General features: G+C 71.8%; 17 protein-coding genes. 10 read left to right on the top strand and 7 right to left on the bottom strand.

All coding sequences use genetic code 11. The annotated features are described in order from the left end of the window. Window positions 1–197: 197 nt before the first annotated feature. From Sru01_RS06130 to Sru01_RS06120, 3 genes are all read right to left on the bottom strand, one after another. Window positions 198–1421 carry an FAD-dependent monooxygenase gene (locus Sru01_RS06130; protein ID WP_203982881.1) on the bottom strand — a complete coding sequence of 408 codons (1224 nt, stop codon included), beginning with the start codon at window positions 1419–1421 and terminating at the stop codon, window positions 198–200. After that, window positions 1418–2014 (bottom strand): PadR family transcriptional regulator, encoded by a 597-nt coding sequence (locus tag Sru01_RS06125; RefSeq protein WP_203982880.1) that lies wholly within the window; start codon window positions 2012–2014, stop codon window positions 1418–1420. Before Sru01_RS06125 ends, Sru01_RS06130 begins: the two co-directional genes overlap by 4 nt. Before the next feature lie 220 nt (window positions 2015–2234). After that, window positions 2235–3794, bottom strand: a complete 1560-nt coding sequence (locus Sru01_RS06120) for a class I SAM-dependent methyltransferase (protein WP_203982879.1) — start codon at window positions 3792–3794, stop codon at window positions 2235–2237. A gap of 254 nt (window positions 3795–4048) precedes the next feature. Between Sru01_RS06120 and Sru01_RS06115 the strand changes: the two genes are divergently transcribed. Together Sru01_RS06115 and Sru01_RS06110 are read left to right on the top strand one after the other, a co-directional pair. After that, on the top strand, window positions 4049–4879 hold the full coding sequence (locus Sru01_RS06115; protein ID WP_203982878.1) for a methyltransferase domain-containing protein: 831 nt from the start codon (window positions 4049–4051) through the stop codon (window positions 4877–4879). A gap of 74 nt (window positions 4880–4953) precedes the next feature. Then, window positions 4954–5808, top strand: coding sequence for an SAM-dependent methyltransferase (locus Sru01_RS06110; RefSeq protein ID WP_203982877.1), 855 nt, complete (start codon window positions 4954–4956; stop codon window positions 5806–5808). A gap of 84 nt (window positions 5809–5892) precedes the next feature. Here the strand turns inward: Sru01_RS06110 and Sru01_RS06105 are convergent, their stop codons facing one another. Together Sru01_RS06105 and Sru01_RS06100 are read right to left on the bottom strand one after the other, a co-directional pair. After that, window positions 5893–7914 (bottom strand): hypothetical protein, encoded by a 2022-nt coding sequence (locus tag Sru01_RS06105; protein WP_203982876.1) that lies wholly within the window; start codon window positions 7912–7914, stop codon window positions 5893–5895. A gap of 427 nt (window positions 7915–8341) precedes the next feature. Then, window positions 8342–9595: an acyl-CoA dehydrogenase family protein gene (locus tag Sru01_RS06100; protein WP_203982875.1), complete on the bottom strand. Its 1254-nt coding sequence runs from the start codon at window positions 9593–9595 to the stop codon at window positions 8342–8344. A 324-nt stretch (window positions 9596–9919) separates the two neighbouring features. Here Sru01_RS06100 and Sru01_RS06095 point away from each other — a divergent pair, with 324 nt between their 5' ends. From Sru01_RS06095 to Sru01_RS06080, 4 genes are all read left to right on the top strand, one after another. Then, the gene (locus Sru01_RS06095; RefSeq protein WP_203982874.1) at window positions 9920–11140 is read left to right on the top strand and encodes an acyltransferase family protein; all 1221 of its coding nucleotides are present in this window, start codon (window positions 9920–9922) and stop codon (window positions 11138–11140) included. A 97-nt stretch (window positions 11141–11237) separates the two neighbouring features. Then, window positions 11238–12932, top strand: coding sequence for an AMP-binding protein (locus Sru01_RS06090; protein WP_373869491.1), 1695 nt, complete (start codon window positions 11238–11240; stop codon window positions 12930–12932). Between the two features lie 64 nt (window positions 12933–12996). Continuing rightward, window positions 12997–14430, top strand: a complete 1434-nt coding sequence (locus Sru01_RS06085) for an AAA family ATPase (protein WP_203982873.1) — start codon at window positions 12997–12999, stop codon at window positions 14428–14430. A gap of 122 nt (window positions 14431–14552) precedes the next feature. Further along, the gene (locus Sru01_RS06080) at window positions 14553–15014 is read left to right on the top strand and encodes an SRPBCC family protein (RefSeq protein ID WP_203982872.1); all 462 of its coding nucleotides are present in this window, start codon (window positions 14553–14555) and stop codon (window positions 15012–15014) included. Between the two features lie 141 nt (window positions 15015–15155). Here Sru01_RS06080 and Sru01_RS06075 read toward each other — a convergent pair whose 3' ends face one another. Then, window positions 15156–15866 carry a TetR/AcrR family transcriptional regulator gene (locus tag Sru01_RS06075; protein WP_239136985.1) on the bottom strand — a complete coding sequence of 237 codons (711 nt, stop codon included), beginning with the start codon at window positions 15864–15866 and terminating at the stop codon, window positions 15156–15158. An 89-nt stretch (window positions 15867–15955) separates the two neighbouring features. On the opposite strand from Sru01_RS06075, the gene Sru01_RS06070 reads away from it, so the two are divergent. After that, the gene (locus Sru01_RS06070; RefSeq protein ID WP_203982871.1) at window positions 15956–16813 is read left to right on the top strand and encodes an NmrA family NAD(P)-binding protein; all 858 of its coding nucleotides are present in this window, start codon (window positions 15956–15958) and stop codon (window positions 16811–16813) included. A gap of 17 nt (window positions 16814–16830) precedes the next feature. Here Sru01_RS06070 and Sru01_RS06065 read toward each other — a convergent pair whose 3' ends face one another. Then, the gene (locus Sru01_RS06065; protein WP_203982870.1) at window positions 16831–17427 is read right to left on the bottom strand and encodes an ATP-binding protein; all 597 of its coding nucleotides are present in this window, start codon (window positions 17425–17427) and stop codon (window positions 16831–16833) included. A 258-nt stretch (window positions 17428–17685) separates the two neighbouring features. Here Sru01_RS06065 and Sru01_RS06060 point away from each other — a divergent pair, with 258 nt between their 5' ends. The 3 genes from Sru01_RS06060 to Sru01_RS06050 all read left to right on the top strand — a co-directional run bounded on the left by Sru01_RS06060 (window position 17686) and on the right by Sru01_RS06050 (window position 22997). Then, entirely contained in the window at window positions 17686–19104 is a 1419-nt protein-coding gene (locus tag Sru01_RS06060) for an NsdA family TPR-like regulatory protein (RefSeq protein ID WP_203982869.1), read from the top strand. A gap of 93 nt (window positions 19105–19197) precedes the next feature. Beyond that, window positions 19198–19614 (top strand): hypothetical protein, encoded by a 417-nt coding sequence (locus Sru01_RS06055; RefSeq protein ID WP_203982868.1) that lies wholly within the window; start codon window positions 19198–19200, stop codon window positions 19612–19614. A 23-nt stretch (window positions 19615–19637) separates the two neighbouring features. Further along, window positions 19638–22997: a tetratricopeptide repeat protein gene (locus Sru01_RS06050; protein ID WP_203982867.1), complete on the top strand. Its 3360-nt coding sequence runs from the start codon at window positions 19638–19640 to the stop codon at window positions 22995–22997. Window positions 22998–23067: the final 70 nt, after the last annotated feature.

Raw genomic sequence — 23067 nt, 5'->3', positions numbered from 1 at the left:
GCGAGGCGCGGGCTCGGGTGGGCGGAGGTCGTGACCCGCTCCGGCGGGCGAGGCTAGCCCGGGCGAAGCGGGAGGAACGTGGCCCGCTCCCTTGACGCCTTCGGTGGCGAGATCGACCTGTACCCGGCCCGTCAGGTGCACGAGCGCGTGCTCGACCTGCCACTCCGGGTACCGCCCGGCGTCCGGGGCGGGCAGTGTCAGACCTTCGCCGGGGGCACGGCGGTGAGCGCGGCGCTGACCGGGGCGTCCCAGTCGATGTGGTGGCGCTGCTCGAAGCCGTGGGCCTTCTCGGGGGTGAAGAAGGCGCGGGAGGCCAGCGGCATGATCACCCCCATCACCGCCCGGGCCGCCGGGCCCAGGCCCTTGCTCTGGTTGGTGCGGGCGGCGCGGGCGGCCACCTTCTCCACCCGGGCGCGGCGCAGGGCCTCGTAGGCGGCGAACGCGGACGGCACGTCGGGCAGGTCGCGCAGGCAGCGGGCGAGCTGGACCGCGCTCTCGGCGGCCAGCGCCGCGCCCTGGCCGGAGCTCGGGGACGGCGCGTGCACCGCGTCGCCGACCAGCACCATCCGGCCGCGGTACCAGTGCGGCACCGGCGGCATGATCTCGGAGGTGCCGAAGATCTGCAGATCCTCCGGCCGGGTGTGCCGGACCAGCTCCGCGGCGGGCACGTCGCCGGCGTACACCTCGCGCAGCCGGGCCAGCCATTCGGCGGGCGAGGTGCGCCGCGCCTCGGCCGCGGTCATCGGGGCGGCGTGCGGCACGTTGGCGAACCAGGCGGTGCCCTCGTCGTGGGGCCAATAGCCGGCGAAGGCGCGCCGCCCCCAGGCGAAGTACATCGTCTCGGGGTCGGTGGGCACCTGGACGCCGGCGAGCGCGCCGAAGTTGAGCAGCGGGACGTGCCGCGGCCCGGGCGCCGCCGGGTCGATCAGGCCGCGCACGGTGGAGCGGATGCCGTCCGCGCCGACCAGCACGTCGGCGCTCGCGGTGCTCCCGTCGGCGAAGTGCGCGGTGACGCCGCCGGCGGTCTCCTCGGCGGCGACGAGCCGCCGGCCGGTCTGGACCGGCACGCCCTCGGCCACGGCGTGGTCGTGCAGGGCCCGGTACAGGTCGGACCGCCACAGCACCTGGGAGGCGGGCAGGCCGGGGAGGCCGGGCAGCTCGCTGAGCCGCCGGCCCCGGCCGTCGGTCATGACCATGCGGGCCGAGGGCCGGGCGGCCGCCCGCACCGCCTCCTCGGCGCCGACGGCGCGCAGCGCGTCCAGGCCGTTCGGCGCGACCGACAGCATGCCGCCCACCCCGTCGGCGGTCTCCGCGTACGCCTCGTACACGGTGGCCTCGATGCCGGCCCTGCGCAGCGCCAGCGCCGCGACCGGCCCGGCGATGCCGCCGCCGACGACGATGGCCGTCCTGGCTGATGTCATGGTTCTCTCCCGAACATGTCGTGCCACGCCCGCGCGTAGCCGGGCTGCCTGAGCGACTCGGTGAGGGTGGTGACGAAGCGCTGCTCGGCCGCCAGCACGGCCAGCCGGTACTCCTCCTCGATCAAGAAGATCCACTGCACGCCGCCCTCGGTGGCCCCGGCCATCTCCGCCCGGATCTCGGCGGCCTCGGCGTCCAGCGCGGCCAGCCGCCGGGTGAGCAGCTCCACCGCCTCCTGCGGGGGCAGCACGCTGAGCAGCGACAGCGCCACGCCGAAGTGCGGGTACTCCCGCCGGGGCTCGGCGACCAGCTCGCGCATCCAGTCGTAGAGCTCGTCCCGTCCGGCCGGAGTGAGCCGGTAGACGGTGCGCTCCGGGCGCTGGGTATCGCGGACGGTCTCCTGCTCGGCGATGAAGCCGGCCTTCCGCAACTGCTCCACGACCATGTAGAGCGAGCTGCGGTTGAACTTGACGCTGCGGTCCTTGCGGGTCTCCTTCAGCCGCTTGCCGAGCTCGTACGGGTGCATCGGCTCGGCCACCAGCCAGGCCAGCACGGCCAGCGCCAGCGGGTTGGCCACCTTGCGCCGCTTCTCCACGATCCCTCATCCCGATAGTCGATATCGACTATCCAGCATCGATTAGTCAGTGTCAACTATTTGTCCGGGCGGCGGGCGCCACCCCGGACGGGAGAAGGGTCTCGCGCGGGCCGGGCCGGAGGCGAGCCGGCCACGCCCGCCACGACGGCGGCCGGACACGCCGACGGCCCGCCGCGCGGATCGCGGCGGGCCGGTAGGGTCCGCGGGGGTTTTTCCGGGGTCAGTCCTTCACAGCGGTGATGAAGGCGAAGGAGCCCGGGCCGGAGGCGTCGACCACCGACATGCCGGCATCGGCCAGCCAGCGGCGCAGCTCGGGCAGCTCGAACAGCAGCATCCCCTCCGGGCGGCTGGGGAAGAAGTGCGACTCCTGGAAGTAGCGGGCGACCGGGTCCTCGTCGAACAGGAACGTCATCATGGTGAAGGTGCCGCCGGGGCGCAGCACCCGGCCCACCTCGGCGACGGCCCGCTCGGCGTCGTCGGGGAAGGCCTGCAGGGCGTTCCAGCAGTTCACCGCGGCCAGCGTGCCGTCACCGAACGGGATGTCCAGCGCGCTGGCCCGCACCGCGGGCACCTCGGGCAGCTTGCCGCGCATCACGGTGAGCATCGGCAGCCCCATGTCCAGCCCGATCAGCCGGTCCCGCCCCACGGTCTGGGCGACCACGGTCGTCCACCGGCCGGCGCCGCAGGCGAGGTCCAGCACCGGGCCGTCGACCGGCCGGATCCGCCGGGCGATGTAGCCGTCCTCGTCGGCGGGGGTCACCGCGCCGCCCCAGTTCGCGCCGGCGATGCGCAGGAACGCCGGGCGCAGCACGGTCTCGTAGTAGACGCCCATGCTGGGCATCTCCGCCAGCTTGGCCAGCAGGTTCGCGGTCGCCTCGTGCGGCGCGTCGGCCGAGGACTCGCTGACACCCTCCGACAGGTCCAGGATGCCGCGGGCGATCGGGTAGCGCACCGCGCAGGCCGCGCAGCGGACCGCGTCGGCGCCGAAGTCCAGCGCCCCGGAGCAGGCCGGGCAGCGCAGCTCGGCCGCGTACCGGGCGAACGCGTCGACGCCGAGCTCACCGGCCGGCGCGGCCGGGGCGGCCGGCACGCCGGCCGGCGGCGGGGTCGGCACCTCGACCGGCGGGGTGCCGTTGCGCACCGCCCAGTACGCCATCGCGCCGGAGTAGCCGAGCATCGTGCGGGTGTCGTTCTCCCAGTTCTTGGCGATCTGGGCGGGGGTGAGGCCGCCGATCCACTGGCGGTCGAACTCGCGCTCCTCCGCGGTGAGCTTCCAGACCGACGGCGCGGGCCAGCACCGGCCCAGGTCGGGGGCGGCCGGGTCCAGCTCGCGCAGGCCGCGCTCCAGCCGGGTGCGGTCCTCCTCGTCCAGCGCCAGGTGCGCGGTGGCGGCCAGCACCCGCTCGCGGTCGGCGGGGAAGTGCGACAGCAGGTAGAGCAGGGCCAGGGTGAGCGGCGTGCCGCGCTCCGCGCGCGCCACCAGGTCCAGGTAGGCGCCGAGGCCGTCCCGGACGGCGGCGGTCAGCGGGCCGCTGCGCGGGTACTCGGCCTCGGCGAGCAGCCCGAGCAGCACCGCCAGGTAGCCCTTGCGCCGGTCGTCCACCCGCCCGAGCGCGGCCACGATGTCCGGCACCGCCGCCGGCGCCGCGGCGTCCGGCGCGCCGCCGTTCCACACCGCGCCCGCCAGCCGCCGGAATTCCGCGTCCAGGCGATCGGGGGCCGCGTTCGCGAAATCGTCCAGCGGACCGGCGACGGCCGGTCGCGTGGTGGAGACACTCATGTGCGCGTCCTTTCCGAAAACCCGAGAAACCGAGAACCCGAGAAATGGCGAGAGGGTGGACATCCGCTCAGGAAATGGTGGCACCGGCCCTTTCCCGGCGTCTTCTCCTAAGGTGCGCAGGCGGCCGGAACCCGTGGTGGCGGCTGGGGAGAGCGCACGCGCGGAGATGCGGCGCGGGCCGAATCGCCGCGAGGATGGGCGCACAGCGAACGATCGCACTCCACGCCGGCCACCGAGAGCCAGAGGGTCCGCGCATGACGAAGGAAATGGTCGACCCGGCCGATATCGGCGTCCATTATGACGAGCGCTCGCCGATCGGGGACGAGTTCCGTAACGGCCAGATGCACATGTGGTACTGGTACGACGACCAGGACGCCACGCCGTTGAAGGACGCGGTGCACCGGATCAGCCGCAAGGTCACCGAGACGCTCGGGTTGCGGCCCGGCGAGCGGGTGCTGGACGCCGGGTGCGGCCCCGGCGAGACCGCGATATACCTGGCCCGCACCTACGGGGTGCACGTCACCGGGGTGACGGTCAGCGCCTTCGAGATCGCCAAGGCCCAGGAGCGGGCGGCGGCCAACGGCGTGGCCGGCCGGGCACGCTTCGAGTACGGCGACTTCATGGCGCTGTCCTACCCCGACGACTCCTTCGACGCGGTGCTCGCGCTGGAGTCGCTGCAGAACGCCCCCGACCTGCGGCAGGTGCTCGGCGAGCTGTTCCGGGTGCTGCGGCCCGGCGGCCGGATCTCCTTCTCCGACTTCAGCCTGGAGTCGGCGGCCGACCCGGCGCGGGTGGCGAAGTTCATGGACACCCTGCGGCTGCGCGAGCTGCCCACGCTGGCCGAGTGGATCGCCTACACGCGGGAGGCCGGCTTCCAGGTCGAGGAGTACACCCAATGCGGGCCGCGGGTGTTCGGCAAGAAGACCAAGTACCTGCGGGCCGCGATGGAGGACCGCGAGTCCATCGCCGCCAAGTTCGGCGAGGAGGCGCTGACGGAGTTCTCCCGCCGGCACCTGGGGTTCTTCGCGCCCCGCAAGGACCAGATCGGCTACGTCATCATGTCCGCCCGAAAGCCGGCCCGCTGACCGCGGGCCGACCGGCACCCGGCCCCGCCACGGCGGGGCCTTTCCCGTCCATCGAGTGGAACCGAGGACCCGACATGACCACCGAACCTGCCTTATCCGGTTCAGCCGAGTTATCCGACTTATCCGACCAGACCGCCGAGTTCTACGACATCTCCAACCTGATCCTGGTGGAGCTGTGGGACGAGAACTTCCACCAGGGCTACTGGCTCTCCGCCGACGACGAGAGCTCCAACAAGGTCGCCACCGACCGGCTGACCGACCTGCTCATCGAGAAGTCCGGCCTTTCGGCCGGCGGCCGGGTGCTGGACGTGGGGTGCGGCATCGGCACCTCGGCGTTCCGGCTCGCCGAGGCCACGCCGGCGCAGGTCGTCGGCATCTCCAACAACCAGGCCCAGATCGACGAGGCGAACCGCCGGGCCACCGAGCGTGGCCTGGCCGGCCGGGTCGCCTTCGAGTACGCCGACGTACTGGCCCTCCCCTACCCGGACGCCTCCTTCGACGTGGTGTGGGTGTTCGAGGCGCTGATGCACATGGACCGGACGCGCACCCTGCGCGAGATCCGCCGGGTGCTGCGGCCGGGCGGCCGGGTCGTCATCACCGACCTGCTGCAGCACGGCGAGCTGGCCGGCGAGGACGCCCGGCTGATCCACGAGCACATGGCCGAGATGCAGGCCAGCCCGCTGCTCGACGCGGACGCCTACCGCGCGCTGGTCGCCGGCGCCGGGCTGGAGCTGGCCGAGCTGAGCGACATCAGCGAGCACACCGGCAAGACCGCCCGCCGGGTCTACGACGCGGTGAACGAGCGGTACGACGAGCTGGTGGCCAAGTACGGCGCCGAGGCCGCCGGGCTGCTGGAGGTCTTCCGCAACCCGATCGGCCTGCTGCCGCAGATGGGCTACCTCATCGCCGTCGCGCACCGCCCCGCCTGAGCGAGCGGACGCCGGGCGACCGGACCTGACCGCCGGCCGGCGCGGGAGGGATCTCGACGCCTCCCCCGCCGGCCCGTGGCGCGGTCAGCTCTGCACCAGGGTGAAGCCGCCGGGCAGCACGTCCACCTGGAAGGTGCCGCGCCCGGCGGCCCGGCGGCGCAGCACGCCGTCCGGCCCGTACACCTCGGCGGTGGCCGCGCCGCCGCCCGGCACCCGTACCTCGGCCCGCCGCGGCGCCCGGCCGGCCGCGCGCAGCAGGGTGGTGGCGCGCCCTCCGCCGCGCAGCACCAGCCGGGAGACCAGCGGTTCCAGCAGCACCGCGTCCAGCACCGCCTCGCCGCCGCTCGCGGCCGCCGACAGCTCGGTGGCACCGGCCGGCAGCTCGCCGGCCAGCGTCACCGGCAGCAGCGCGCCGGGCGCGGGCGAGTCGCCCTGCTCCCCCACCCGGCCGTGCCGCACCTCGCCGAGCCGGCGGTCGCCGGACCGCCAGGTGGTGACCGCCCGGCTGCCGGGCCGCAGGTCGGCCACCGGGAGCACCAGGCGGTCCCGGCCGGCGGCCGGCACCGCCAGCCGCAGGCCGCCGCCCGCGCCCAGCCGGACGTAGGAGCCGCTGAACAGCGACTCCCCGGTCCAGGGGGCCTCCGGCGCGACCACCGCCGCCTCCCCCGACAGCGTGCCGGTCTCCGCCTCGACGACCAGGCAGCCGTCCCGCTCCACCACCTCGCCGCGCCGGGCGAGCGCGGCCACCTCGGGCCGGGCGTCCAGCGCGAGCATGGTCAGCAGGCCGTGGATGGTGGACTCGGCGCCGGAGTTGCGGTTCACCGTGCCGTCGGCGGCGATGCCGTCGACGGTCCGGCCGGTCGCCGGGTCGTAGGCGGGCCGGCCGGACGCGTTGGCGCCGAAGAACCAGGCGGCCGCGACGGCCGCCAGCCGGTGGAAGCCGGGCCGGCCGGTGGTGTCGCCCACCGCGAGCAGCGACTGCACGCGCGAGTCGGCGCCGTAGGCGATCTGGTTGCGGTCCGCCGGGGTGGGCTGGCGCCCGTTGTCCGGCCCGCCGGAGGTGAGCAGCCAGGGGGTGAAGCCCGCCGCGTCGGTGACCGCCGGCCGGGCCAGCGCCGGCCGCCGCAGCGCGGCCGCGGCGCGGGCCAGGCCGGCGGGCATCTGCGCGCCCCAGGCGTGCCAGACCGAGCGGGACAGCGCCCACGGCCGCAGCGCGCCGAACGGCCAGGTGCGCACGTCGCCGTCCGACAGCGCGGCGATGCCTTCGGCCAGCCGCAGCAGCGCCCGGCGGGCCGCCGCGCCGCCGCCCGCCTCGACGTAGGCGGCCAGGCCGAGGGCGGCCTCGGCGGAGGCGTCCGCGCCGTCGGCGATCAGCCAGGCGGGCGCCCGCTCGCCGTCGATCGTCAGGTACTCGCCGTAGCGGGCGAGCACCTGGCGGTCCAGCGCGGCGATGGCCAGGTCCAGCCGCTCGCGCAGGAAGGCGGCGAAGCCGGCGTCGGCCCGGCGCCAGGCGGCGTACCCCTCGCCGAGCGCCCAGATGGTGCGGGCCAGCCAGTAGGAGGCGTCGCTGTCGGAGGGGTCGGGCAGTTCCTTGGGCGTCGGGCTCGGGTTGAGCGTGCCGTCGGGCTGCATCCACAGCACCACGTTGCCCGCGTCCGGCCCGGTCGCGGTCTGCAGGTAGGTCAGGCCGCGCAGCAGCCCGCGGGCGGCGTCCCGGCTGGTGGCGGCGCCGGTCAGCCGCCAGTGCCGCAGGTAGACGACGGCGGCCCGGGAGACGTCGTCGGCGTTGTAGGCGCCCTGCCCCCAGGTGTCGGTCGCGGCGTCGTAGGCGCCGCCGCCGACCCGGCGGAACGTGCCGTCCGGGCCGGGCTCGGCGTAGGTCCACAGCATGCCCACCCGGGGTTCGGCGGCGAGCCGGTAGGTGGTGTGCCCCTGCTGGTCCGGCGGCCGGACGTCCTGCCGCAGGAAGTCCAGGTGGGCGAGACTGGTGAGCCGGGCGGTGGTGCGGGCAGGGCCGGCGGCCCGGGCGGTGGCCTGTGCGGTGGCGGGCAGGAGCATCGGGACGGGCAGGGCGAGGCCGCCGAGCAGCAGCGAGCGTCGTTTCACGGGCTTTCCTTCGGTCGGCGGCACCGGGGTGCCGTCCGCGAGCGGTGGTGCGGAGGGAAGGGGACGTCGGGGGCGGCGGGACGGGGTGCGGCGTCCGGGGCGCGGCGGTCGGGGTACGGAAACGCGCGTACTAAACCGGTTTGAACGGATGCTAAACCGGTTTGAACAATGCGACAAGGGTGCACTGGGGGGAATCCGTGACTTCTGGTGCGCGGCAGCGCGCCACCGGCGGGCACGAGAACGCCCCGGCCGGCCGGGCACTGGCCCGGCCGGCCGGGGCGTCACGGCCGATGGCGGATCGGGCGGGCGCGTCCGGCTCGTCCCGCGAAAACACCGCCACGAGGGTCAAGCGGCGCGTCCGGCCCGATCCGCGAGCGCGCCTTGGCGCGGGTCAGGCGCATGGGGCCTCACCGGCCCGGCGCTCGGATCAGGCGTGCGCGTCCTCGCCGACACCAAACCGGGCCCGGGCCAGCTCCCGCTTGGCGATGGTGGACAGGAAGACCGCGAACCCGGCGTGGCTGTGGAACATCGACATGTCCCGCCAGACCCGCTCGATCCGCTGCCCTTGCCGGACCGCGCTGGACCCGGCGGTCGGGAAGAGGTAGTTCTCCACCGCGTGCCAGCACAGGTCGACCACCTGGTGGCAGATCGCGGCGATCCGCATCTCCTCTTCCTTGGTGACCGCGGCCGGCCCGCGCGCGCAGGTCTCGGTCCACTGCCGGATCGCCTGCAGCACCGCCGCCTCGCCGGTGGCGATCATGCCGGCCGCCTGGCCGTACCAGAACTGGTAGTCCGGGTCCTCGGTGCGCGGCACGTTCGGCGGGAACATGGTGATCCGCGACCGCATCAGCTCCTCGTAGGCGTCCAGCGCGCCCAGCGCCATGCCCACCGCGAGGATCGCGTCCTCCATCACCATGAAGCTGAGCTGCCCGCCGCCGTACTCGGGATTGCCGTGCAGGTCGCGGCCGGGGGTGCCGTCGGTGACGCTGACCTGGCTCATGTGGCTCGGCAGGGTGTGGTGCGCCGGCACCAGGCCGCCGTCCATCGCGATGCTGTGCGAGCCGCTGCCCTTGAGGCCGAGCTGGCCGCCCCAGTCCGACAGCCGCCGCCACTGCTCGCGCGCGGCGATGAACATCATCGGCGCCAGGTCGCCGCCCTCGCCGGCCGGCACCATCGTGTGCCCGATGAAGTGCGTCGCGTACGGCGAGCCGGAGCAGTAGTTCCAGGTCCCGGTGAGCAGCCAGTCGCCGTCCGGGGTGCGCCGGGCGGTGCCGGCCGGCGCCACGGTGGCCGGGCAGATGAAGTCGCCGCCGGCGAACACCTCGGCCTGCGCCCGCTCCTCGAACAGCGAGGCCACCACCAGCGCGTGCGCGTGCCCCAGGCAGTACATCCACCCGGTGGACGGGCAGCCGCGGGTGAGCGCCATCGCGATCCGCAGGAACGTGTCGATGCCGAACTCGTAGCCGCCGTAGCGGCGCGGCACCAGCACCCGGTAGAACCCGGCCCGCTGGAACTCCCGGTGGGTGTCCTCGGCGTAGAAGGTGCGCTCCTCGGTCTCGGCCTGCCGCGCCACCAGGGTCGCCGCGATGGCCTCGGCCCGCGCGACCATCTCGGCCGGGGTGAGGCCCGGCTCGGGCGGGGAGGTGACGTCGGAGTCGGAAAGGTTCGTGGCCACTGCCATTGCCGCGCACGTCCTTGTCTCGAAATAGCCGGTGGGAACGGTGGTGCGGTGACTCTCCACGAGCGTGCGACCAGCGTCCCGCCCGCCGCGCGCCCCGGGCATCTTCTGGATTGCGGATCCGCCGCCCGGCGCCGCCAGGCCCCGTCCGGCCGGCGAAAGACCGCAATCTGGAAAATGCGCGGCCGCCCGCGCGGTGCGATCGTCAAGACCTGCTGATCGATGCGAGGTGGCTCCCCGAGCAGGTGGAAAACGATGCCGGGCCCGCCCTCGCGCCGGCCGGCCCCACGCCGGCCGGCGGAAAAGGAAAAGAAGGGGCGTCCGACAATGGTGGCGTCGTCGAAGAATGCCGATAATCCCGTCCAGCCCGCACCACAGGCCGCGACCACCCTGCCCTCCCGGCTGCCGTCGCTCACCGGGATGCGCTTCGTCTCCGCGGCGATGGTGTTCCTCACCCACGCGATCGGGGCGAACCTGTTCGTCTCGGCCCAGTTCACCGGTAGTTACATGTCCGTCGTCATCCAGGGCGGCTGGGCGGCGGTCTCGTACTTCTTCATCCTCAGCGGCTTCGTCCTCACCTACGCGCGGCGCCCGAGCGACACCGCGCGGACGTTCCTGCGCCGCCGGTTCCTGAAGATCTACCCCAACTACGCGATCACGCTGATCGCCGCGCTGCTGCTGGTCGGCCTGGCCGCCCGGCAGGCGATCGACAACGGCACCGCGATCCTGCACTTCCTGCTCGCCCAGGCGTACGTGCCGAACCTCGCCGTGCGCACCGCGTTCAACGCGCCCGCCTGGTCGCTGTCCTGCGAGGCGCTGTTCTACCTGTGCTTCCCGCTGCTGGCCCGGTACGTCGGCCGCATCCGCGGCGAGCGGCTGTGGCTGTGGGCGGGCATTATCACCGCGGCCATCTTCGCGGTGCCGCTGGTCGCCAAGCTGCTGCCGGCCCAGGCGCCCATCCCCGGCTTCGGGCTCACCGAGCTGGAGATGTGGTTCATCATGCAGTTCCCGCCGACCCGGATGCTGGAGTTCGTCCTCGGCATGGTGCTGGCGCGGATCGTGATGACCGGCCGCCGGCTGCCCGTCGGGCTCGGCGGCGCGCTGGCGATCGGCATCGCGGTGTACGCGCTGGCCAGGTTCTTCCCGGTGAGCTACAACGTGGTCGCCACCTCGGTGATCCCGCTCTGCCTGATCATCGGGGCCGGTGCTGTCCGCGACACCGAGCGCCGGACGAACTGGCTCGGCTCGCGGCCGATGGTCTGGCTGGGCGAGGTGTCCTACGCGTTCTACATGTGGCACTTCCTGGTCCTGATGTACGTCCGCCAGTGGTTCGGCTCGCCGAAGGGCTGGAGCGTCGCCGGCGGGTTCGCCGTCATGGCGGGGCTGGCGGGTATCACCCTGGTGCTGTCGTGGGCCCTGTTCTCGCTGGTGGAGAACCCGGTGATGCGGCGGTTCGCCTCTTCCCGGCGGCCGGGCGCGGGAAGCCCGCCCGGCGGCCCGGGCGCGGACGCCGGCACCACCCGGCCGGTGCCGGCCGCGGCACCCTAGCCCGGACCGGGGCGGGGCTCGGTGGCCCCGCCCCGGCGCACACCTGTGCGCAGCCCGTACGAAGCCCGTGCGCAGCCCGTGAGAAGGAGTGAGATCGTTGACCGTCTCCGTCCTGGAGGACGAGCTCCCCGGCGCGGCCGGCCGGGGCCTGCTGCCGAGCCTGGACCGCGGGCCGCGCGACACCCCGCTGCTGGAGGAGACCGTCGGGGAGAACTTCGACCGGATGGTCGCGGCCTACGGCGACCGGGAGGCGCTGGTCGACCGGACCACCGGACGCCGGTGGAGCTACGCCACCCTCGCCGAGGCGGTCGACGCGCTGGCCCTCGGCCTGCTCGGCCTCGGCATCGGCCGCGGCGACCGGGTGGGCATCTGGGCCCCCAACTGCGCCGAATGGGTGCTCACCCAGTTCGCCACCGCCAAGATCGGCGCGATCCTGGTGAACGTCAACCCCTCCTACCGGTCGCACGAGCTGGCGTACGTGCTCGGCCAGGCGGGCGTGCGGGCGCTGGTGGCCGCCGAGCGGTTCAAGACGTCCGACTACGCCGGCATGATCGCCGAGGTGCGGCCGCGCTGCCCGGACCTGGAGCACGTCCTGATCATCGGGACCGAGGCCTGGCACACGCTGCTCGCCGCCGGCCGGCACGCCGACCCCCGGCTGCTGGAGGAGGCCGGGGCCCCGCTGAACCCGCACGACCCGATCAACATCCAGTACACCTCGGGCACCACCGGGTTCCCCAAGGGCGCCACCCTGTCGCACCGCAACATCCTCAACAACGGCTTCTTCGTCGGCGAGCTGTGCGGCTACACCGACCTGGACCGGGTCTGCGTGCCGGTGCCGTTCTACCACTGCTTCGGCATGACCATGGGCACGCTGGCCGCGATCAGCCACGGCGCCTGCGTGGTGATCCCCTCCCCGGTCTTCGACGCCCGGGCCACCCTGGACGCGGTGGACGTCGAGCGCTGCACCTCGCTGTACGGGGTGCCGACCATGTTCATCTCCGAGCTGGCCCACCCGGACTTCCCGACCTTCGACCTGTCCTCGCTGCGCACCGGGATCATGTCCGGCTCGCCCTGCCCGGTGGAGGTGATGAGGCAGGTCGTCGACCGGATGGGCATGCGCGAGATCACCATCTGCTACGGCATGACCGAGACCTCCCCGGTGGCCACCCAGACCCGGCCGGGCGACTCGCTGCACCGCCGGGTCTCCACCGTCGGCCGGGCCGGCCCGCACCTGGAGATCAAGCTGGTCGACCCGGAGACCGGGCTCATCCCGCCGCGCGGCCTGCCCGGCGAGGTCTGCACCCGCGGCTACTCGGTGATGCTCGGCTACTGGGACGAGCCGGACAAGACCGCCGAGGCCATCGACCGGGACGGCTGGATGCACACCGGCGACATCGGCGTCATGGACGACCACGGGTACGTCAACATCACCGGCCGGATCAAGGACATGGTGATCCGCGGCGGCGAGAACATCTACCCGCGCGAGGTCGAGGAGTTCTTGCACACCCACCCCGACGTGCTGGACGCCCAGGTGGTCGGGGTACCCGATCCCCGCTTCGGCGAGGAGCTGATGGCGTTCGTCCGGATGCGGGCCGGCGCCGAGCCGCTGACCGCCTCCGCGCTGCGCGAGTTCTGCACCGGGAAGCTGGCCCGCTTCAAGATCCCCCGGTACGTGCAGGTGGTGGACGGCTACCCGCTCACCACCAGCGGCAAGGTCCGCAAGGTCGAGCTGCGCGAGCAGGCCATCGACCTCCTCGGCCTCCGCCCCCTCGCCCACACCCCGCATGCCTGACCGCTCTCCAGCATGGTGAAGTACGGTTGAGTCAAACGTACTTCGACAAAGTACACTTCGATACATGCGGAAGCCTGAGCATGTGTTCGACCGGGAGCGTGAGTGGGCGAGCCTGGTCTCGTTCGCGTCGGACACCGGCCGGCAGGCGCGGCTAGGCGTGGTCAGCGGCCGCCGCCGGCAAGGGAAAAGCTATCTGCTGCAGGCCCTGGCGAGCAGCATGGGCGGTATCTACTTTCCGGCCCTGGAGGTGACGGAGGCGGTCGCGCTGCGCCTGTTCACCGATGAGCTGATCAGGTTCACCGGCGCCCCGGTCCCCGCCTTCCGTGACTGGATCGACGCCATCCCCTACCTCTTCAGCGTCGTCCAAGATCGGGCGGTGCCCGTCGTGCTGGACGAGTTCCCCTACCTCGTCAAGGCGTCCCCCGAGCTTCCCTCGATCATCCAGCGGGAGCTGGGCCCCGGCGGTTCCGGTGCCGCCAGCACCGCCCGCCTGCTGCTGTGCGGCTCGGCGATGTCGGTGATGGGGGGATTGTTGTCGGGTACCGCTCCGCTGCGCGGGCGGGCGGGCCTAGAAATGATCATCAGGCCCTTCGGCTACCGCGAGGCCGCCCGGTTCTGGGGCATTACCGACCCGCGACTGGCGGTCCAGGTGCACGCGGTCGTGGGCGGCACACCGGCCTACCGCAAGGAGTTCGTCCGGGGCGACGCGCCCGCCGGGCCGGCGAACTTCGACGACTGGGTGATCCGGTCGGTACTGAACGCCGAGGTTCCGTTGTTCCGCGAGGCCCGCTACCTGCTGGCCGAGGAGACGGAGATCCGCGACCCGTCCCTCTACCACTCCGTCCTGGCCGCCGTCGCCGACGGCAACACGTCCGCCGGAGCGATAGCCGGCTATGTGGGACGCAAGTCCAACGAGATCGCCCACCCGCTCCACGTCCTTGTGGACAGCCACCTCCTGGTCAAGGAGCACGATCTCTTCCGGCCGAACCGGAGCCACTACCGGGTGGCCGAACCGCTCATCACCTTCTACCACGCGATCATGGCCCGGGAGTGGGCGCGGCTGGAGCGCGGCGACGCGGCGACCGTGTGGCGGGGCAGCAGGGCGCGCTTCCTGTCGCAGGTCGTCGGCCCGCACGTCGAGATGCTCTGCCGTGAATACGCCCTTCACGCCGACCCCGCGGCGGGTGAGGTGGGAAGCGGCGTCGTACCCGACCCCGCCAACCGCACCCAGATCGAGATCGACGTCGCCGTCCTGGCACCCGTGGACCACGGCCGTCCACGAAAGGTCCTCTCGCTGGGCGAGGTCAAGTGGGACCGAAGCATGGGGCTCGAGCAGGTGACCCGGCTCCGGCGAGCGCGCGACCTGCTCACCGCCAAGGGGTACGACACCGGCGACACGGTGCTCACCTGCTACTCGGGCGCCGGCTTCACCCCCGAACTCGCCGCCGCCCCCGGCCGCGACGTCCGCCTGATCACCCTCAACGACCTCTACACCTGACCACTCCCCTCGCGCTGGGGAAACGCCCGGCGCCCCGCAGCCGTTGGGCACCCGTTTTCGCAGGGCGAGTGCCAGTGAACGGGCACGGGCAGCCGATTACGGTTTGGCAGTAGTGTGCGGCAATGTCACGAACAGACATGGCGACCCGAGTGATCGCCGCTCCGCCCGATCGGGTCTACGATGCCCTCGTCGATCCGGACGCGCTTACCGTATGGCTGCCGCCTGACGGAATGAGCGGCAGATTCGAGCGGTTCGAGCCTTGGTCCGGTGGCTCATACCGATTGATCCTGACCTACGCGGACGCTTCAGCGGCTCCGGGCAAGGCGACGGCGGACTCCGACATCGTCGAAGCACGGTTCGTCGAACTCGTCCCCGGGGTGCGGGTCGTGCAGGCGGTGGACTTCGTCTCCGACGATCCCTCCTACGCCGGCACGATGACCATGACGTGGGAGGTCGTCGCCACCGATCACGGGGCGGAGGTCAGGTTCCGGGCCGACGATGTCCCGGCCGGCATCTCCGCCGAGGACCACGCCGCCGGCCTCGCATCCTCGCTGGCCAATCTCGCCGCCTACCTGGAGGCGTAGTCTCAGCGCCCGAAGGGGGCGGCACCTGGCGGCGAGGACCCCGGCACGGTCCGGCGCGGTTGCCGGGGCCGGCTGTGACGATCGTCGGCGACCGAACCCTCACCCGGCAGGTAACGCGTCGCCGTACGAAACCGGACGCCGTCATCCAGCGGCGCCGGCTCGGTCCAGCCACTCCGACAGCAGGGCACGCTCGGTGTCGGTGAGCGTCGGCAGCTCTGGCGCGACGGCGCGGAACGCGATGGCGGCCGCGGCCGGGTCGTCCATGGGAAGCGGGGGCGTGTCGGTGAGGATCGATCGCGTCACCGCCTGGTACATCGCATCCGCCAGGTCGAGATCCCGATGTCGCGGCGGGGTGGCGAGCAAGGCGAGCACGGCGCCGGTCCCGGCGGCGTGGATGAGCTCGACGGCCCGCCTCTCCGGGACCCGAAGCCGGCCGATCGCCGCGACGCGGCGCACCCGGGCGCGCAGAATCTCCAGGCCGGCAGCCGACGCCGGTGAACGAGCCGCACGACCAGGGTCGACAAGGAGGCCGAACAGCGCCGGGTTGGCGAGGCCGAAGCCGATATGGGCGTCCCATCCCGCCCGAAGATCCGCGATCGGGTCGCCGCCGGCCTCGGCGAGGGTCTTCCCGGCGACATAGGCGGCGAAGACGTGTTCGGCGACCGCGTCGAGCAGCGCGTCCTTGTCCTCGAAGAACCGGTAGATGGTCGGCGCCTGCACGCCGGCCGCCTGCGCCACCGCACGGGTGGTGACCGCGCTCGCCCCCTGTTCGCTCAGGAGCCGCGCCGCGCACTCCACGATGTTCGCTCGCGTCTTGCGCCGGTCGGCGCCATCACCTCGCACCTCTGCCACGCTTCCAACGATAACACGTGCTTGCTAACCTCGTTATTAACGATGTTAGCATGACAGCGATATCAACGTTAGCAAGAAAGAGGCAAGTAATGATCATCGTTACCGGCGCCACCGGGCAGCTCGGCTCCCAGATCGTCGCCCGGTTGCTCGACCAGGTCCCGGCGGACCGGATCGGCGTCAGCGTCCGCGACCCCGGCCGGGCCGGCGACCTGGCCGCGCGCGGGGTCCGCGTACGCCGCGGCGACTTCACCGACCCCGGCTTGCTCACCGATGCGTTCGAGGGCGCGACGCAGGTGCTCATCGTCTCGACGAGCCAGGCGGGCGAGGAGGCGGTCGCCCAGCACGTCGCGGCGATCGACGCCGCCCACGACGCCGGAGCCCGGCGCGTCCTCTACACGAGCCACCAGGGCGCCGCCGAGCATTCGCTCTTCGCGCCGATGCCCGACCATGCCGCCACCGAGCGCTACCTGGCGAAGGCGGGCACACCGTTCACGGCGCTGCGGAACGGGTTCTACGCCGGCACCATCCCGCATCTACTCGGCCGGGCCCTCCAGACCGGCGAACTCGTCGCACCGGCCGACGGGCCCATCTCCTGGACCGCGCACCGCGACCTCGCCGAAGCGGCGGCGATCATCCTCGCGGATCAGGGCAGGTTCGATGGCCCGACCCCGCCGCTCACCGCGCCGGACGCGCTCGACCTGGCGGACATCGCCGGCATCCTCACCGAACTCACCGGCCGCACCATCCGCCGCGTCGTCGCCGACGACGCGGCGTGGACGGCCGCGATGATCGGCAACGGGGTGCCCGCGGAGCAGGCGAACATGCTGCTCGGCATGTTCCGCGCGGCACGGCGCGGGGAATTCGCCACCACCGGCCCAGACCTCGAGAACCTCCTCCAGCGCCCGGCCACGTCGGTCCGTTCGATCCTGGCGGAGCTCATCGGGTAGCGAGCCGCTGGAGCGACTCATGGCCCCGCGCCGCGATTCTCCGGCTGGAAGGACTCGCGGCGCCGGCGTGCCATCTCCCGGCCATGGGTCTGCTCTTCCGCCGGCCGCGGATCAAGAGCGCGCCCCCTGGCCCGGACGTCGGCCCAGGTGGAGTAAGCGCCGCTCCTGGGCGTGGAGCGGCCCGCTGGTTCGCTGGGCGTCATATCGACACCTTTGGAATCATCGTCTCGCAGCGGGCCCGCCCCTCGCTGGTGATCCGTCTGGCCACCCCGCCGGTACGCGACCTCGAACCACACCGTTCGCCCTGCCTCGCCCTCGTATATGCCCCAGGTGTCCGAGATGACGTCGACCAACAGCAGACCGCGCCCGCCCTCGGCGAACACGTCCCCGCGAACCTCCGGAACCGACGCTCCCCCTTCGTCCACCACATCCACGTGGATGCGGTCGAAGCAGTCGGCCAGCGCCACGGTCACCCTGCCCCCGTTCTGCGAATCGGAGTGAACCGCCGCGTTCGTAACGACCTCCGATACCAGCAACGTCACATCCTCAACCGCCGGATGATCCGCACCGAGCCTTTCCTTGATCCATTCACGCGCCCGGAAAGGTGACTCCATCGCCCCTATGAGATTAATAACCCCCAGCAGTGACGCTTCTGTCCCACTTTGCCGGACGGATGGCCCCGCCTCATCCTCTGCCAAAGAATCGCACCTCCCGCGTGCGGTCCAGGAATCCGCACGGCGTGCACAGCGCCCTCCGGGTTCCGCCTTTCTTACCTCGCCGTCATCACATCGCGCCGAATACCTGCGCCGACAGTGGGACCCAGGGAAACTGAGGGGGCAGGTAGAGCCGGGACACCCCCAAGGAGCACGCGGATGAATGATGTCCCCGCCTGGGCGGCACGCTTGCGTGCCGAGCGGCACGAGAGGCTATGGACGCAACGCGAGATGGCCAAGCGACTGGCCGACGCGGCCGACGAGCATGTCCGTCTACCCGAACGCGATTCGCTGACCCGAAACATCAAAGACTGGGAGGCCGGAAAACACCATCCAAAAGACCCTTATCCTATCCTCTACAGCCGAGTGTTCCAGGTGGACGAGACGAAGCTGTTCGGCAAGGATATACTCGCAGGAAATGATGACAAGTCCGGGGACATCGGCATCGGCGGTACCGGGCGCTGTCCTGAAAGCTCGTCGCCCGGTCCTCTCGCCGACGGGATGGCAGCCAACGGCGAAACGTTGGACTGTCTCACTCTCGCCTGGACGGTGGGAAGATTGGACCAGCGAATGGAGCGACGCGGCCTGCTGCAACTCGCCGCGACCGTCACGGCGAGTGCCGCGCTCGATCCGTCGGAACGGCTCATCCGTGCCCTCGCTGGAGATCATCGGCCGGACGGCGTGACGGTCGGTCACCTCGAAGACCGGACGAGAGGGTTCCACCGGCTGGAAGGACATCTCCCTGCAGCCGTTCTGTACCCCGCACTCATGTCTCATCTCGGTGACATCAGCGCACTCCTGGAAAGCAGCTCTCGGGACGTCCTGAGGCAACGCCTTGCCGTCACGGCCGGCGAGAGCGCGGTGCTCGCCGGCTGGTTTGCCTGGGAGATGGGGAAGACCAGGCAGGTGGCCTCGATGTCACGTCTGGTCAACGTCGCCGCCAAGCACGGTCGCGATCCAGCGATCACGGCGATATGGGCGGGATATCGCACTTACACGCTGGGTCGGAAACGCGTCCACGCACCGCGGCTCGCGGCAGCTGCGATCGAACAGGTCGGAGATTCCGCGCCTGCGACGCGCGTATACCTGCTGGCGCGCCTGGCCGAGGAGTCGGCCTTCATCGGAGACCGGAAGACGGCGATCGCCGCCATCGGCGAAGCCGAGGACCTCTACCCTGCGGCGGACATCACTTCTCGACCTTGGACCTTCTTCCTCGATGCCGCACGGTTCGCCTCAATGGCACTCGCGGTCTACACCCGAGTGCACCACGAGGAGAAGGCCGCCGCCGCGCTGGACGCGATCGTCACGAACCTCGGTCCCGAACCCGAGATAAAGAAACTATGCGTCCTGAAAGCCGAGATGGCCATCGCCCGGCTCAGGCTGGGCGACGTCACCGGTGGCGTCACATCGGCACGCTCCTCGCTTGCCGCAACGGAGGCGATGGCCGCACCCCTGGGCTGGGAGCGACTCGACCAGACAGTCCACGAAATGCGAAGGTTCCGGACTGTCGCCGCCCGTGAGTTCCGGGCAGAATATGCCGCTATCCGACCTCGCGAAGCTCTGTCGTCTCCGCATTGATCCAATGCAGTCATACCTGGCGGCCGGTCGGGTGGGACGCCGTTATCGTGCGATCACGCCATGTGATCTTTCGGATGATCGATGATGTCGGGTATGCGCGGAGGGATGCTGTTATGGGGTGGAGCTGGGGTCGCGGTGGTGGCCTTGGCAGGGCTGGGCGTATACCTGGCCCGGGTGGGACTGGATGAGGCTGACAAGCTGGCCAGCGTCGGCGGGCTGTTCGTCGGGCTGGTCGGGCTGGGCGTGGCGGTGTACGCGCTGGTCACCGGCCCGGCTTCCGGTGGAGGGGTACGGCAGCGGGCCACGGCCACCGGGCGTGGCCGGGTTCGGCAGGCCGGCCGTGACGTCAACGAAAGAGCAGCAGCACGTCCGGGGCTGGCCGCAGACGGCGGCGCCGGGGCCGAAAGCGGCACCGCAGCCGATGCGGCGCACCGCGATGTACGGCAGCGGGCCACGGCCGGCGATGGCGGCCAGGTGGACCAGGCCGGTCGCGACATCGATCAGCGGTGAGTCCGGCGTCGAGGCCCGGCAAGGTGACCCAGCGGGCGCGGGCCACCGGGTTGGCCAGTATCGTCCAGGCGGCCGGTGACCTGATCATCTACGGCGGGACAGAGCCCTACCGGTGGGCGCGCTGGCCATCGCCACCGGCGCCGCCGGCGATGGGCGGGGCGCGGGCGCAGCCCAGTGAACTGCTGCGGGCGGCGAACGCGTTGATCGGCTTCACCGGTCGTGACGCGCTGCTCGCGAGGCTGCGGGAGTGGCGGGACGCGGACGCCGCGCTGGCGGTCCAGCTGATCCACGGACCGGGCGGGCAGGGGAAGACACGCCTGGCCGGTCAGGTGGCCGCCTTGTGGCAGCGCGAGGGGTGGGCGGTGCTGGCGGCGCACCATCGGCGCGACCGCTCGGTGCCCGCGGAGTTCGAGGTACCCGATCTCGCCGGGGCGGCCGGGGTGCTGGTGGTGGTGGACTACGCCGAACGGTGGGACACCGCGGACCTGCTGACGCTGCTCGCCGATGCCCGGGCCCGGGCCGGGCTGCCGGTGCGGGTGCTGCTGCTGGCCCGGCCGGCCGGCACCTGGTGGCAGAGCCTGAGCGGCCGGATCCAGCGTGACCTGCGCCTGGCTCCCACCCGGGAGGAGCTGGCGCCGCTGGAACAGGACCAGGGCGTCACCCGGGCCGGGCTGTTCATCGCGGCGCGCGACCGGTTCGCCGAACTGCTTCAAGTGCCCGGCGCCGGCGGTGTCGCGCCGCCACCGGCGCTGGCGCGGCAGGAGGATTACCGACTGGTGCTGGCCGTGCACATGGCCGCCCTCGCCGCGGTGCTGGCCCACGAACGAGGACAGCCGTCTCCCACCGATCCGGTGCGGGTGTCGGAGTTGCTGCTGGCGCGCGAGCGGGACCACTGGGAGGCGATGGCGGCCCCGAACCGGGAGAAGCCCCTGGCCACCACGCCGGACGCGATGGCACAGGTCGTCTACACCGCCATCCTGACCGGCCGGCTCGGCCACCCCGACGGCAAGGCGGCGCTGGCCCGGGCGGACATCGATTCCACCCTGTCCACCGGGCAGCTCCTCAAAGACCACGCGGTGTGCTACCCACCCGGACCGGCGGACCTGGCACAACAGTCCTCCGGAGACCGGGGCCGGGGCGGCGTCACGGTGCTGGAGCCGCTGTATCCAGACCGGCTGGGCGAGGACTTCCTCGCGCTGTCCACCCCAGGCCACTCCTACGACTTCCCGACCGATCCGTGGGCGGAGCAGGCACCAGCCCGCCTGCTCGCCCCGCCCGACGGGCAGCATGCTCCGTCGGGCGACGGTGACGCGGTCTGGGTCCGTCACGGACTCACGACCTTGATCGAAGCATCACGCCGCTGGCCGCACCTGGCCACCACGCAGCTGGCTCCACTACTGACCGCCCACCCCCAGCTGGCCCTGCACGCCGGCGGCGCCGGACTGGCCGCCCTCGTCAAGCTCGAGACCATCGGCACCGCTTTGCTGGAAACCATCGAAGCCGCCCTGCCCAAGCACCGGCACATCGACCTGGACATCGGCATCGCCGCCCTCACCGAGCGGCTGGCCGAACACGGGCTGGCCACCAGTGACGGCCCTGCCCAGCAGGCTCGCATCCAAGAGCATCTGGCACTCCGCCTGCATTACGCCGGCCTCCATATCCGTGCCCTCGCGGAAAGCCAACAGGCCACCCGGCTATGGTGGGATCTGCTCGGCGTCCGGCAGGGCGCTTACCTCCCTGCCCTGGCAAGCTCGCTGAGCAACCAAGCGATCTACCTGTCGAATCTCGGGCGACGGGACGAAGCGATCATCATCTCCGCAGAGGCCCTATACCAGCGTCGACAGCTGGTCACCTTCGACAAAGAGGCCTACCTGCCCCATCTGGCCAATTCGGCAAACAACCACGCGAACCGGCTGGCAGAGGTGGGACGGCGGACCGAAGCGGTCACGCTTTCCAGCGAAGCCCTCGACCTATACCGAGAGCTGGTCACACGTTGCCGAGACGCCTACCTGCCGGACCTGGCCAACTCCATGAACACCCACGCGAAGCTACTGACAGAGGTGGGGCGGGGGACCGAAGCGGTCACGCTTTCCAGCGAAGCCGTCGACCTATACCGAGAGCTGGTCACAGGTAACCGAGACGCCTACCTGCCGGACCTAGCCACCTCGTTACACAACCACGCGATATCCCTGGTGCAGATCGGGCGGGGAGCCGAAGCCGCCGAGCTCTCCCAACAAGCCCTCGACCTGTATCGGGAACTGGTCACCCTCAACAACGACGCCTACCTGCCCAACCTGGCCAACTCGATCACCAACCACTCGAACCTGCTGGCGACCCTCGGGCGGCGAGCCGAAGCCGCCGGCCTCTCCCGACAAGCCCTTGATCTATATCTGCGGCTGGCCGCCCTGGACAACCACGCCTACCTGCCCGGACTGGCCAACGCAGCGACCACCCACGCCCGTCGGCTGGCGGAGGTCGGACGGGGAGCCGCATCTGCCGCCCTCTCTGAACAAGCCCTAGGCCTGTGGCGAGAACTGGTCAAGCGCCACCGAGACACCTACCTCCCCCACCTGGCCATCTCCGCGAATCACCACGCCCTGCTACTGGCGGCGGCCGGACGGGTGGCCGAAGCCATACCCCTCTCCCAAGAAGCCCTGAACCTGCGGCGAGAACTGGCCACCCGCAACAGGGACGCCTACCTGCCCAACCTGGCAGAGTCGGCCCACGACCACGCCCGCCAACTGGCATGGGCCGGACGGGTGGCCGAAGCCATACCCCTCTCCCAAGAAGCCCTGAACCTGCGGCGAGAGCTGGCCACCCGCAACAGGGACGCCTACCTGCCCGACCTGGCCAAGTCAGCGAGCCACCACGCTGCTCTGCTCAACGGAGCCGGCCGGCCGGCCGAAGCCATGCCTCTCTCCCACGAAGCCGTCGACCTGTGCCGGGAGTTGGTCACTCGTAATCGAGACGCCTACCTGCCCGACCTGGCCGACTCGGCCACCATCCACTCGAAACTGCTGGCGGCCCTCGGGCGGCGAGTCGACTCCATCATCCTCTCCCAGGAAGCCGTCGGCCTATGGCGGGAGTTGGTGACGGACAATCGAGATGGCTATCTGGCGGGTTACGCTCGCGGTTTCGCATGTTTCGGGTCCGTGTTGGTCGAAGGAGCCCGGTTCCGGGAGGCGATCACGCCGTTGACCGAAGCGCTTATCACGATTCAGAGCTTGCCAGAGCATGACCGGGTCTATCTCGCCCTGATCGTCCAGGAGCTGCGTCGTGCCTACGCGGGCGATGCCGGCGGAGTGGCCGAGGAGTTCCGGGCGATCACCGGTCGGGATGTTCCCGCATGGATGAAGCAGTCGCCCGACGCCGGCGAGACCTGACGTCCTGGCCCGTACCCTTTCACGCGCGGTGGCGCCCCGGAGGAGAGGGCTCCGGGGCGCGCGGGTGTAG

Source organism: Sphaerisporangium rufum, from assembly GCF_016863395.1.
Classification (GTDB): Bacteria; Actinomycetota; Actinomycetes; order Streptosporangiales; family Streptosporangiaceae; genus Sphaerisporangium; species Sphaerisporangium rufum.
The sequence above is the reverse complement of the archived record's forward strand: the minus strand, read 5'-3'. Positions and strand labels throughout refer to the sequence as shown.

What these genes read in the sequence shown, in the direction of transcription:
- Sru01_RS06130 (WP_203982881.1), bottom strand. Translation starts at nt 1,421, where the DNA reads ATGACATCAGCCAGGACGGCCATCGTCGTCGGCGGCGGCATCGCCGGG.
- Sru01_RS06120 (WP_203982879.1), bottom strand. Translation starts at nt 3,794, where the DNA reads ATGAGTGTCTCCACCACGCGACCGGCCGTCGCCGGTCCGCTGGACGAT.
- Sru01_RS06115 (WP_203982878.1), top strand. Translation starts at nt 4,049, where the DNA reads ATGACGAAGGAAATGGTCGACCCGGCCGATATCGGCGTCCATTATGAC.
- Sru01_RS06110 (WP_203982877.1), top strand. Translation starts at nt 4,954, where the DNA reads ATGACCACCGAACCTGCCTTATCCGGTTCAGCCGAGTTATCCGACTTA.
- Sru01_RS06100 (WP_203982875.1), bottom strand. Translation starts at nt 9,595, where the DNA reads ATGGCAGTGGCCACGAACCTTTCCGACTCCGACGTCACCTCCCCGCCC.
- Sru01_RS06095 (WP_203982874.1), top strand. Translation starts at nt 9,920, where the DNA reads ATGGTGGCGTCGTCGAAGAATGCCGATAATCCCGTCCAGCCCGCACCA.
- Sru01_RS06085 (WP_203982873.1), top strand. Translation starts at nt 12,997, where the DNA reads ATGCGGAAGCCTGAGCATGTGTTCGACCGGGAGCGTGAGTGGGCGAGC.
- Sru01_RS06080 (WP_203982872.1), top strand. Translation starts at nt 14,553, where the DNA reads ATGTCACGAACAGACATGGCGACCCGAGTGATCGCCGCTCCGCCCGAT.
- Sru01_RS06070 (WP_203982871.1), top strand. Translation starts at nt 15,956, where the DNA reads ATGATCATCGTTACCGGCGCCACCGGGCAGCTCGGCTCCCAGATCGTC.
- Sru01_RS06065 (WP_203982870.1), bottom strand. Translation starts at nt 17,427, where the DNA reads ATGGAGTCACCTTTCCGGGCGCGTGAATGGATCAAGGAAAGGCTCGGT.
- Sru01_RS06060 (WP_203982869.1), top strand. Translation starts at nt 17,686, where the DNA reads ATGAATGATGTCCCCGCCTGGGCGGCACGCTTGCGTGCCGAGCGGCAC.
- Sru01_RS06055 (WP_203982868.1), top strand. Translation starts at nt 19,198, where the DNA reads ATGCGCGGAGGGATGCTGTTATGGGGTGGAGCTGGGGTCGCGGTGGTG.